This window comes from Archangium violaceum (genome assembly GCF_016859125.1).
In the GTDB taxonomy this organism is placed as follows: Bacteria; Myxococcota; Myxococcia; order Myxococcales; family Myxococcaceae; genus Archangium; species Archangium violaceum_A.
Window position 1 is genome coordinate 136,118 of record NZ_CP069338.1, and the last position, 12,278, is coordinate 148,395.

The 12,278-nt window shown below is 69.1% G+C and carries 9 protein-coding genes; 7 read left to right on the forward strand and 2 right to left on the reverse strand.

Annotated elements, in window-relative coordinates; translation table 11 throughout:
• Positions 1-94: 94 nt before the first annotated feature.
• Positions 95-823: an alpha/beta hydrolase gene (locus JQX13_RS00540; RefSeq protein WP_203407126.1), complete on the forward strand. Its 729-nt coding sequence runs from the start codon at positions 95-97 to the stop codon at positions 821-823.
• 34 nt (positions 824-857) lie between these two features.
• Here JQX13_RS00540 and JQX13_RS00545 read toward each other — a convergent pair whose 3' ends face one another.
• Entirely contained in the window at positions 858-1,988 is a 1,131-nt protein-coding gene (locus JQX13_RS00545; RefSeq protein WP_239014440.1) for a UTP--glucose-1-phosphate uridylyltransferase, read from the reverse strand.
• 493 nt (positions 1,989-2,481) lie between these two features.
• Between JQX13_RS00545 and JQX13_RS00550 the strand changes: the two genes are divergently transcribed.
• From JQX13_RS00550 to galE, 6 genes are all read left to right on the forward strand, one after another.
• Positions 2,482-4,188, forward strand: coding sequence for a glycoside hydrolase family 2 protein (locus tag JQX13_RS00550; protein WP_239014441.1), 1,707 nt, complete (start codon positions 2,482-2,484; stop codon positions 4,186-4,188).
• 18 nt (positions 4,189-4,206) lie between these two features.
• The gene (galK, locus tag JQX13_RS00555; protein WP_203407127.1) at positions 4,207-5,337 is read left to right on the forward strand and encodes a galactokinase; all 1,131 of its coding nucleotides are present in this window, start codon (positions 4,207-4,209) and stop codon (positions 5,335-5,337) included.
• A 124-nt stretch (positions 5,338-5,461) separates the two neighbouring features.
• Positions 5,462-6,655 (forward strand): glycosyltransferase family 1 protein, encoded by a 1,194-nt coding sequence (locus JQX13_RS00560; protein ID WP_203407128.1) that lies wholly within the window; start codon positions 5,462-5,464, stop codon positions 6,653-6,655.
• A 41-nt stretch (positions 6,656-6,696) separates the two neighbouring features.
• Positions 6,697-7,830, forward strand: coding sequence for a UDP-galactopyranose mutase (gene glf, locus JQX13_RS00565; RefSeq protein ID WP_203407129.1), 1,134 nt, complete (start codon positions 6,697-6,699; stop codon positions 7,828-7,830).
• On the forward strand, positions 7,827-10,178 hold the full coding sequence (locus tag JQX13_RS00570) for a family 1 glycosylhydrolase (protein WP_203407130.1): 2,352 nt from the start codon (positions 7,827-7,829) through the stop codon (positions 10,176-10,178). The genes glf and JQX13_RS00570 overlap by 4 nt, the downstream gene beginning before the upstream one ends.
• Positions 10,105-11,076 carry a UDP-glucose 4-epimerase GalE gene (galE, locus tag JQX13_RS00575; RefSeq protein WP_203407131.1) on the forward strand — a complete coding sequence of 324 codons (972 nt, stop codon included), beginning with the start codon at positions 10,105-10,107 and terminating at the stop codon, positions 11,074-11,076. Before JQX13_RS00570 ends, galE begins: the two co-directional genes overlap by 74 nt.
• 98 nt (positions 11,077-11,174) lie before the next feature.
• On the opposite strand, the gene JQX13_RS00580 is transcribed toward galE, so the two are convergent.
• A complete protein-coding gene (locus JQX13_RS00580) occupies positions 11,175-12,254 on the reverse strand; it encodes a M24 family metallopeptidase (protein WP_203407132.1) in 1,080 nt (359 codons plus the stop codon).
• Positions 12,255-12,278 lie beyond the last annotated feature (24 nt).

Genomic DNA, 12,278 nt, shown 5'->3' on the forward strand with positions numbered 1-12,278 from the left:
TCCCCCTCCAGGAAGGATTGGTCTCGCATCCCAGATTGAACAGGGTGAGGACCATGGCCTCGCGGCGTGTGTGGTCCACGGGATGGTGGAGCCAATGACGAGTAGAGAGAAGGTGGAAGCGGGACAGCGGGACGAAGCCTGGCGTTCCGCCCGGCAGGGGCATCTGCATGCGCGGCCGGGAACCCCTCGGATCGAAGGAGCTCTGGGCCTGCACCCCCTGGGCTTGAGCCTCGGACATGATGGAATCATCTACGTGCCGCCAGGCTACCGGCCGGATCAGCCAGCGCCGCTCGCCGTGATGCTTCATGGAGCCGGAGGCTCGGCCCAACATGGACTGGAGCTGCTCCTGGCCCGGGCCGATGAGGCGAACGTGATCCTCCTGGCACCGGGCTCCCGAGGCCCCACCTGGGACGTCATCGTGGACGACTACGGGCCGGACGTGCACTTCATCGATCAGGCACTCGCGCATGTCTTCGAGCAGTACGCGGTGGACCCCGCGCGGGTGGCCATCGGGGGATTCTCCGACGGAGCGTCGTACGCGCTCTCGCTCGGAATCGGGAATGGGGACCTGTTCCGGCACATCATCGCCTTCTCCCCGGGCTTCGCCGTACCACCCAGACGGCAGGGCACGCCGCGCATCTTCATGAGCCACGGCACGGATGACCGGGTGCTCCCCATCGACCGGTGCAGCCGCCGGCTGATGCAGGTGTTCGAGCGCGCGGGCCAGGACGTGCACTACGTGGAGTTCAAGGGCCCGCACGTCGTCCCCGAGGAGGTGACGCGCGAGGCGGTGCGCTGGTGGCTGGAGGGCTCGGTCCACTGACCGAGGCCCTTGGACATGCTCCGAGGCAGGTGCCTCACGAAGACACGAGGCGCTGGCGGAGCCGCTTCGCCACGCGCGGAAGGTCATCGGGCGCCTTCACCGGCTCGAACCGGCTGGTCACCGGATCCGTCCGGCTCACCTCGATGAAGGCGACGGGGAGGAGCGGCTGACCATCCGGACGGGTGAGGCTGCTGGCCTCCGCCGTTACCTGCTCGAGCTGGAGCACGGGCTGTCCCTCCACCTTCTTGGAGACCACCCGGTAGGGAATGGGAATCTCCTTGTCGAGGATGGCCTCCAGGTCGAAGGTGATGTTGTTGGTCGAGATGAAGGCGTGCTGGGCCGGGTCCACCTTCTCGACGAGTTGGAGCTGGCCGTTCAAGCGCACCGGCGCCGCGCCCGCGTCGAGCGCCCCGCTGGGGTTCTTCCGCGGCGTCACCTCCACCGTCATGGCCTTACCCAACGCCAGGTGCATGCCGATGACGACCGGGTCGAGCGTCGCCGCCAGGTTGTCCACATTGGAGAAGTACACGCAGCGCACGCCGCGCCGGCGCAGCTCCTCCCCCACCCCGCTCTCGTGCAAGGCCCGGAAGACGTCCCCATGTCCCGAGGGAGCGAACGAGAGCTTGCCGTCCGGGCCTCGGAACAGTTCACCCGTTGGCGTGAGCCGCGGAAGCATCCGCTGTCGGAAGAGGAACACACCTTCCTTCTGACCCCGTTGCGTCAGGTGCGCGTCGATCTCGTCATGGGTGAGAAAGGACGTCATCACCGCCACGGGCACCGGGCGCCCGAGGCGCTCGCCCAGCCGGCGCGCCTCCGCGAGCTTGAAGTCGAGGAAGGTGCGCTCCCCCACCACGGGCACGAGCCCCTTCACGCCACCACCGAAACGCGTGCCGGCGCCACCGGCCACGATGAGGGCGGCCACCTGGCCCTGGCGGAACGCCTCCTCACCGCGTGCCCGGTACGCCTCGTAGTCGAGAGACCCCTCGGGAGGGAGCGCGCGGATGTCACCCTCCTCGAGTGACTGGAGGGAGCCCGCGAGCGGCGGAGCTTCGACCAGCTCACCGCGTTGGTAGCGGGCGAGCAGTTCTCGGAAGCTCGCGGCGTCGAAGCCATCGCGCGCGAATTGAGGATTATCGAGGTCCGTATCCATCGGTTGGCAGGTCACGGGCACAAGGTTCAGCTCTCATCCCCCGGTACGCATTGTCCTCCAGGACAGGACGCGCCGGGTTGGTGGACGCTCAACCACCCGAGCGGTGTCAGGGCGCGAGTTGAAGGCTCTCGCCCCAGCCATTTCACCGCTTCCACCGCCGCCCGCGCCCTGACGGCCGCATCCGCCGGGATGCTCCGCGACCGGGCGGGGAAGGCACCCACACTGCTCATCCACACGCGGTGCCTACTCTTGCCGCATGGGTAGCCAGGACTCGACGCGTGCGGCAAACACTTCCGCTGTACCGGGGGCCACTGTACCGGAGGCCACACCCGTTCCCTCCCCCTGGGCGGGAGCGAAGGAGGATGGGGGCACCGAGGCGCGTGGTTACCCACGCCCGCAGCTGAGGCGCGCGGCCTGGTGCCCGCTCAATGGACGATGGGACTTCGCGCTGGATCCGCTCGGGCGGTGGTCGGTCCCGGCCGAGGTGGGCTGGAACGCCCATATCCGCGTGCCCTTCGCTCCGGAGACGGAGCGCAGCGGCGTGGGGGACACCGGCTTCTATCGCGCGTGCTGGTACCGCCGCACCTTCGAGCCGCCCACGATGGGTCCGCAGGAGCGCCTGGTGCTGCACTTCGGGGCGGTGGACCACACGGCCACCGTCTGGGTCAACGGCTCGCGCTGCGCCCACCACGAGGGCGGCTACGTGCCCTTCAAGGTCGACATCACCGACCTGCTCCACCGCGACGGTCCCCAGGAGATCGTCGTGCGCGCGGAGGACGACCCGGCCGATCTCGCCAAGCCGCGAGGCAAGCAGGACTGGCAGCTCCAGCCCCACTCCATCTGGTACCCGCGCACCACCGGCATCTGGCAGACGGTGTGGCTCGAGCGCGTCCCCGTCACCCGTATCGAGAGCCTGCGCTGGACGCCCAACCTCGCGCGCTGGGAGCTGGGGCTCGAGGTCCACATCGAGGGGACGCGGCCCGAGGGGCTGCGGTTGGACGTGCGGCTGAGCGTGGGAGACACGCTGCTCGCCCAGGACTCGTACACGGTGGTGCTGGGCGAGGTGTACCGCCGCATCGCCCTCTCGGATCCGGGCATCGACGACTTCCGCAACGAGCTGCTGTGGAGTCCCTCCTCGCCCACGCTCATCAAAGCCCGGCTCGAGCTGCGCGACGCCAACGGCCAGTTGCTCGACGCGGTGGACAGCTACACGGCGCTGCGCTCCGTCTCGGTACAGGGCGACCGCTTCGTGCTCAACGGACGCCCCTACCCGCTGCGGCTGGTGCTCGACCAGGGCTACTGGGATGGCACCGGCATCACCGCGCCGGATGACGCGGCGCTCCGGCGCGACGTGGAGCTCGCCCGGGCCATGGGCTTCAACGGCGTGCGCAAGCACCAGAAGATCGAGGATCCGCGCTACCTCTACTGGGCGGACCGCCTGGGGCTCATCGTCTGGGAGGAGATGCCCAGCGCCTACCGCTTCACCCGCCAGTCCGTCGAGCGGCTCACGCGCGAGTGGTTCGAGGTGCTCGCGCGCGACTACAGCCACCCGTGCATCGTGGCGTGGGTGCCGCTCAACGAGTCCTGGGGCGTGCCCAACCTGCCCGACAACGCCGCCGAGCGGCACTACGTGCAGGCGCTCTTCCATCTCACCCGCACGTTGGATCCGATACGCCCGGTCATCGGCAACGACGGTTGGGAGAGCGTGGCCACCGACATCATCGGCATCCACGACTACGACTCGGACCCCGCGGAGATCGGCAAACGCTACCACTCGCACGAGGTGCGCCCGCACCTGTTCCGGCGCGAGCGCCCGGGTGGGCGGGTGATCATCCTGTCGGATCATCCTCATGCCGATCATCCCATCGTGCTCTCCGAGTTCGGCGGCATCTCGATGGCGAGGGGCGACCAGCGGGAGTGGGGCTACACCCAGTGCAAGGGGCCGGACGAACTGGAGAGCCGCTACACCGCGCTGCTCGAGGTGGTGCGCTCGCTCGATCTGTTCGCGGGCTTCTGTTACACGCAGTTCGCCGACACGTACCAGGAGGCGAACGGGCTGCTCTACTCGGACCGCACGCCCAAGTTCCCCCTGGAGCGGATAGCGGAGGCCACGCGAGGCCCGCGCTTCTTCAGCGACATTCCCATGCCCCCCGCCCCCTCCGGGAGACCCCGCCCCACGACCGAAACGGGCGAGCCCGAGCCCGCGGGGGCCTGAGCCACGAGAGGAACGGCCATGCGAGCCCCCCAGGATGATGCCCCCCAGTTCGAAGCGCTCTTCGGCCGGCCACCGAAGGTACGGGCCCAGGCACCCGGGCGGGTGAACCTCATTGGCGAGCACACCGACTACAACGGTGGCTTCGTGCTGCCCATGGCCATTCCCCAGCAGACCGAGGTGGTGCTGGCCCCGCGCGAGGACCAACAGGTGCGCGCCTTCAGCGCCAACCTCGGAGCCTCCGGGAAGGTGGACACGTACGAGCTGGGACAGGAGAAGGCCGGTAGGGGCTGGCTCGACTACGTGCAGGGCGTCACCCGCGTGCTGCACGACGAGGGCCATGCGCTCGGAGGCTTCGACCTGTGGCTGCGCTCGGACGTACCGCTCGGCAGTGGCCTGTCCTCGAGCGCCGCCCTCGAGGTGGCGCTCCTGCGCGGCCTGCGGGAGTGCTTCGGGCTGAAGCTGGATGACGTGCGCGTCGCGCTGCTGGGCCAGAAGGTGGAGTGCGACTTCGTCGGCGCGCCGGTGGGCGTGATGGACCAGATGGCCTCCAGCCTCGCGCACGGGGGCGCGGCGCTCTTCCTGGATACGCGCAGTCTCCAATATGAGCGCGTGCCACTGCCCGCGCAGGTGGAGCCCATCGTCATCAACTCGGGCGTGACGCACAGCCACGCGGGCGGCGACTACCGGGTGCGCCGTGCCGAGTGTGAGCGCGCCGCGAAGCTGCTCGGTGTCGAACAACTGCGCGACCTGCCCGACGCGGAGCTGCCGCGTGCCCTCGCCCTGCCCGAGCCACTCGGCCGGCGCGTGCGCCATGTCCTCACCGAGAACGCGCGCGTGCTGGACACCGTGCGGGCGCTGCGCGCGGGAGACCTGGCCGCGCTGGGCCCCCTGCTCTACGCCTCTCACGCCTCGCAGCGGGACGACTACGAGGTGTCCGTCCCGGAGATCGATCTCCTGGTGGACCTCGCCCGCGAGGAGCCCGACGTCCTCGGGGCGCGGCTGACCGGCGGCGGCTTCGGCGGCTCCGTGGTGATGCTCGCCCGGACGGGAAAAGGCGCGGAGGCCGCGCTCCGCATCGCCACCCGCTACGGCGAGCGCGCGCCTCACAAGGCCACCGTCCTCGTTCCCCAGCCTGCCCCCTCGGTCTGATCCGCGGGGTGAGAGCGAGCGACCGGGCGGACCACCTCTGTACCTCAGGTCAGTAGGAGTGACTGAGAGAGGTGCCCACCCTCTGTCCGTACCCCAGGGCGTGTACGGATACGGAGGAGGGCGGATGACGACACAGTCGAGCAACACCGTGGTGGGAACTCAGCAGTTGCCGGATCTTGTTTGCCTCTCGCATCTGCGCTGGAACTTCGTCTTCCAACGTCCCCAGCACCTGCTCAGCCGCTTCGCGCGTGAGCGCCGGGTGTTCTTCTACGAGGAGCCCATCTTCGGGCAGGGCCGGCCGCGGCTGCACGTCACCCGCTCTCCCGAGGGCGTCTGGGTGGCGGTGCCCCACCTGCCGGAGGGTCTCGACCCGGAGCGGGTGGTGGCCCTGCAACAGGAGATGCTCGACGAGCTCCTGCTCGAGCACGCCGTGCGCCACTACGTGAGCTGGTACTACACCCCGATGGCGCTGCCCTTCACGCGCCACCTCCAGCCACGGGCCGTGGCCTACGACTGCATGGATGAGCTGTCGGCCTTCCGGGGCGCGCCGCCCGCGCTGCTGCGCTACGAGCTCGAGCTGCTCCAGCGCGCGCACGTGGTCTTCACCGGCGGCCAGAGCCTCTATGAGGCCAAGCGGGACCGGCACCACAGCGTGCACGCCTTCCCCAGCAGCGTGGACGTGGCGCACTTCGCCACCGCGCGCGGCGAGCTCCGAGAGCCCGCGGACCAGGCATCCATTCCCCATCCCCGGCTCGGCTTCTTCGGCGTGGTGGACGAGCGGATGGACCTCGCGCTGCTCGAGGCGGTGGCCGACGCCCGCCCCGACTGGCAGCTCGTCATCATCGGTCCGGTGGTGAAGATCGACCCGGCGACCCTGCCACGCCGGCCCAACCTCCACTTCCTGGGTGGCAAGCTCTACACCGAGCTGCCGTCATACCTCGCGGGCTGGGACGTGGCGCTGCTGCCGTTCGCGCGCAACGAGTCCACGCGCTTCATCTCGCCCACCAAGACGCCCGAGTACCTCGCGGCCGGAAAGCCCGTGGTGTCCACGTCCATCCGTGACGTGGTGCGTCCCTACGGCGAGCTGGGCCTGGTGCGCATCGCGGACACGCCGGAGGACTTCGTGCGCGCCTGCGAGGCGGCCCTGGCCGAGGACCGCGCCGCGTGGCTGCCCCGTGTGGACGAGTACCTGGCGGAGATGTCCTGGGACAACACCTGGTCCGGGATGAAGGCCCTGCTCGACGCGGCCTCGGCGCGGCGCGAGGTGGGTGTGACACCCGAGGTCGCGGCGGCATCCGAGGAGATGGCCACCGTTTGAGACAACCGGCGCTGACGGGCGCCCCGAGCGAGGAAGACGAAATGTTCGACTACATGATCGTGGGTGCGGGCTTCGCCGGTAGTGTGATGGCCGAGCGGCTCGCAACTGTGTACGGCAAACGGGTCATCATCGTGGAGAAGCGGCCGCACATCGGCGGCAACGCCTACGACCACTACAACGATGACGGGCTGCTCGTGCACAAGTACGGCCCGCACATCTTCCACACCAACTCGCAAGACGTCTTCGACTATCTCAGCCGCTTCACGGAGTGGCGCCCCTATCAGCACCGGGTGTTGGCGAGCGTGGACGGGCAGCTCATGCCCATCCCCATCAACCTCACCACCATCAACCAGTACTTCGGCCTCAACCTCACCGCCTTCCAGGTGGAGGAGTTCCTGCAGAAGCTCGCGGAGAAGCGCGACAAGATCCGCACCTCCGAGGACGTCATCATCACCAAGGTGGGCAAGGAGCTGTACGAGAAGTTCTTCCGCAACTACACGCGCAAGCAGTGGGGCCTGGATCCGAGCGAGCTGGACTCCACCGTCATCGCCCGCATCCCGGTGCGCTCCAACCGCGATGACCGCTACTTCAGCGACAAGTACCAGGTGATGCCGCTGCACGGGTACACCCGGATGTTCGAGCGGATGCTCGATCATCCCAACATCAAGGTGCTGCTGAACACGGACTACCACGAGGTGAAGAACATCATCCCCTACCGGGAGATGATCTTCACGGGCCCGGTCGACGAGTACTTCGACTATTGCTACGGCAAGCTGCCCTACCGCTCGCTGAAGTTCCGCCACGAGACGCACAGCACGGAGCGCTTCCAGGCGGCGCCGGTGGTGAACTTTCCCAACGAGTACCCGTACACCCGCTGCACCGAGTTCAAGTACCTCACCGGCCAGGAGCACCCGAAGACGAGCGTCGTCTACGAGTACCCCACCGCCGAGGGTGACCCGTACTACCCGGTGCCCCGCCCGGAGAACGCCGAGCTGTACCGCAAGTACGAGCAGCTCGCGAAGGACACGCCGGGTGTGCACTTCGTGGGCCGGCTGGCCACGTACAAGTACTACAACATGGACCAGGTGGTGGCGCAGGCGCTCACCTTGTGCACGAAGATCATCGGCATGCGCCGCCGGGAGCTGCTCGACATGCAGGTGGAGGGGCACGCGTGAGCGCGACCTCCGGAAGCTCCAATGGCCTCCCCGAGATATGGGGAGGCGTCGAGGGCACGGTCAACCGGGTGGGTGACCGGTACTTCGACCAGATGCGGCGCAGCGGCCACTGGGAGCGCATCGAGGATCTGGACCTCATCGCGGCACTCGGCATCAAGGCCCTGCGCTACCCGGTGCTGTGGGAGCAGCTCGCCCCGCTCGGTCCCGAGCGGGCGGACTGGACCTGGCCGGACGCGCGACTGGCACGCCTGCGGAAGTTGGGGGTGAGGCCCATCGTCGGGCTCGTCCACCACGGCAGCGGACCGCGGCACACCAGCCTGGTGGACCCGGCCTTCCCCTTCGAGCTCGCACGGTACGCGCGGGCCGTGGCCGAGCGTTACCCGTGGGTGGATGACTACACCCCGGTGAACGAGCCGCTGACCACCGGGCGCTTCAGCGGGCTGTACGGTCACTGGTATCCGCACGGCAAGGACTACCCCACCTTCGCGCGCACGATGATGGTGCAGTGCCGCGCGATCGTGGAGGCCATGCGCGCCATCCGCGAGGTGAATCCCGGAGCCCGCCTCATCCAGACGGAGGACATGGGGCGCACGTACAGCACTCCGCATCTGGCCTACCAGGCGGAGTTCGAGAACCACCGGCGTTGGCTGAGCCTGGATCTGCTCTGCGGGCGCATCGATCGTTACCACCCGCTGTGGCCCCACCTGCTGCAATGGGGCGTCTCCGAGAAGGAGCTCGGGTGGTTCCTCGACAACCCGATGCCCCCGGACGTGGTGGGGCTCAACTACTACATCACCAGTGACCGGCTGCTCGACGAGCGGATGGAGCACTACCCGGCCTGGTCCCACGGCGGAAACCATCGGGACGCCTACGCGGACGTGCATGTGGCCGGAGTGTGGAAGAACGCCATCACCGGCCACCGGGACGTGCTCGCCTGGGCGTGGGAGCGCTACCGGCTGCCCGTGGCCCTCACCGAGGTGCACCTGGGCTGCACGCGGGAGGACCAGCTGCGCTGGCTGGCGGAGGCGTGGGAGGCGGCCTGCTCGCTACGCGCGGAGGGCGTGGACGTGCGCGCCCTCACGGTGTGGAGCCTGCTGGGGGCCTACGACTGGAACACGCTGGTGACGGCCGACCGCGGCTTCTACGAGCCCGGCGTCTTCGACATGCGCGCGCCGCGCCCACGCCCCACCGCGCTGGCCCGGATGACGCACGCGCTGGCCACCCGCGGGGACTTCGAGCACCCGGTCCTCGCCTCGCCGGGCTGGTGGCGGAGGAAGGAGCGGCCGGAAGTCAATTTCGCCGCCAGCCTCCATGGCGACAGCCCGGTGCCCTACGTGACGTATGTGCCCGCTCGGCGCGCGAGGTCCAAGGCCCCCCGGCCCGTCCTCATCTCGGGTGCGACGGGAACGCTGGGACGGGCCTTCGCCCGGCTGTGCAAGAATCGGGGAATCGCCTTCCAGCTTCTCTCGCGTCAGGACATGGACATCGCCTCGCTGGAGTCGGTGGAGCGCGCGATCGAGCGTTTCCAACCCTGGGCCCTCATCAACGCCGCGGGCTACGTGCGCGTGGACGATGCCGAGCTGGACGCCGCGAGATGCTTCCGGGAGAACGCCCTCGGTCCAGAGGTGCTCGCCACCGCCTGCGGTGCGCGGGGCGTGCGGCTGGTGACGTTCTCCTCGGACCTCGTCTTCGGAGGAGAACGCAACTCGGCCTACCTGGAGAGCTGCCCGGTACAGCCGCTCAACCAGTACGGCCGCAGCAAGGTGGAGGCCGAACGCAGGGTGCTGGAGCGGATGCCCGAGGCGTTGGTGGTGCGCACGGGGGCCTTCTTCGGCCCGTGGGATCGCCACAACTTCGTCACCCTCGCGCTCGGGACGCTCGCGAAGGGGGATCGGTTCGCGGCGGCGGACGACGTGGTCGTCTCCCCCACGTACGTGCCAGACCTGGTGCACACCTGCCTGGATCTGCTCCTCGACGAGGCGAGCGGCGTCTGGCACCTCACCAACGAGGGCGAGGTGACGTGGGCGGAGCTCGCGCGCCAGGCCGCCTCCCTGATGGGACTCAACCCGCGGCGGGTGGAGGGCCGTCCCCTCGAATCATTCGGGTGGTCGGCACCGAGGCCTCGTTATAGTGCCCTGTCGAGCGAGCGCGCCCAACTCATGCCCCCGCTCACCAAGGCCCTCGAGCGTTACCTCGAGGAAAATGAAAACAAGCCCGCGCAACGGGCAGCCGGCGGTGGCCGGGCGGTCTGCGCGGAGTGTGGAGGGACTGTCGATGAAGGTCATGGTGACGGGCGGTGCGGGCTACATCGGGAGCGTGGTGACGGAGGAGTTGCTGCGGGGGGGTGACGAAGTCGTCGTCTACGACAGCCTCTACAAGGGTCACCGGGAGGCGGTGGTGGAGGGCGCCACCTTCGTGAAGGGCGATCTGCTCGACACCGCGCTGCTGCGCGAGACGCTCGCCCACCACAAGGTCGAGGCGGTGGTGCACATGGCAGCCGACTCGCTGGTGGGCGAGTCGGTGAAGGTGCCGGCGAAGTACTACCGCAACAACGTCCTCGGGGGGCTCAGCCTGCTGGATGCCATGCTCGGGGCGGAGGTGAAGTACCTCGTCTTCTCCTCCACCGCCGCCGTCTACGGCGAGCCAGCCAAGCAACCCATCGAGGAGACGGATCCCACCCAGCCGACCAACCCGTATGGCGAGACGAAGCTCGCCTTCGAGCGGGCCCTGCGCTGGTACGACGAGGCCCACGGGCTGCGCTTCGTGAGCCTGCGCTACTTCAACGCCGCGGGTGCCACCGAGCGCAGCGGCGAGCGCCATGATCCCGAGACGCACCTCATCCCGATCATCCTCCAGGCGGCGGCCGGCCAGCGGCCCGAGGTCACCGTCTTCGGCGACGACTACCCCACCCCGGATGGCACCTGCGTGCGTGACTACATCCACGTGGTGGACCTGGCGCAGGCGCACATCCTCGCCCTGCACGCACTGGCCAAGGGGCACCCGAGCTCCATCTACAACCTGGGCTGCGGCGGTGAGGGCTATAGCGTGAAGCAGGTCATCGACTGTGCCCGCCGCGTCACGGGACGGGAGATTCCCGTGAGCAAGGGACCGCGGCGGGCCGGAGATCCAGCGGTGCTCATCGCCAGCTCCGCGCGCATCGTGCGCGAGCTCGGCTGGCGGCCCACGCAGCAGAAGCTCGACGCCATCGTGGAGTCCGCCTGGCGCTGGATGCAGCGCCAGCGCTAACGGAGTGTGTCCCCTCTCCCTCTGGGAGAGGGGAAATTGGCTGCGGTTGTCAGCTCCTGTTCCCAGTGGCACTCCTTCGTGGACCTACCTGAAGGGGCTCAGCGCACGAGGAGATCCGGCCGAGCGCGCCCCGCCACCTGCACCGTGGGCCAGCGCGAGTCCACGGTGAGGATCTCCAGGCCATCCGGGGACACCACGACCGTGTCCTCGATCTTCGCGCCGGGCAGGGAGGGGTTCCACGCCATCGCGTTGTAGAGCTCGAGCGCCACCGTCGAGCCAGGGCGCGCCACCACGTCCCGGGAGAGGTAGCCGCAGGAGCCTCCCTGGTGGTGGAACGCCTCGCCTCCCGGATGCCCCGCCGCGGCGTAGGCCTGGACGAGCGCGGAGTAGACCTGGCCGAGCGTGGTGCCCGGGCGGCACACCTCCAACGCGGCGGCCTCCACCTGAGCCACGTCGTTCGCGAGCCGGCGCTCCTCGGCCGAGGGCTGCCGGAAATAGACGAAGCGGGTGAGGTTGGCGAAGAGGCCGTGCCTGCGACCACAGAAGACGAGCATCGCCCGGCCCCCGAGCCGATCCTTCGAGGCCGTGGCATGCCGGTGCACGGGAAGGCGGCGCTCGTCCCCGACGAGGGTCAGGGTGGGATGGATGCCGCGCGCCCAGAGCGCCTCGGCCCCGGCGCCGGCCAGCTCGAAGCCCGTCCATTCCGGCTTCGCGGCGAGCAGCACCTCGGTCATCGCCTCGGCCGCATCCCGTCCGAGCGCGCGGTAGCGATCGAGCTCCTCGGGAAGGAGCGACCAGCGGGCACGCGTCAGGCGCTCGGGCAGCGGCACCTCGCCCGCCGAGGGACGATCCGAGGCGATGGAGCCAGACCCGCGACGCTCGGCCACGAAGGCCTCGCGCTGAGCGCTGTCCTGCCACGGATGCGACCACACCTGCAGCCCAGGAGGCAGCTCCTCCTGCTCCAGACGAGCCGCCTCGATGTTGTCCGTGAGCACCCAGGCACCGTCCGCGGTGACGAGCACCTCCGCGACGCCCGCCTCCGTCGAGAGGATCACCACGTTGGAGCCACCACACGTCATCCACGCGAACCAGTCCACGCCGCGAAGGCGGACTGCGCCCAGACCGTGCTCGTTCATGTTCTCTCGCACCAATGCGAGCTTGGTCGCCAATTCGTTCATGACAGCCTCATGGGGGTGGCAATC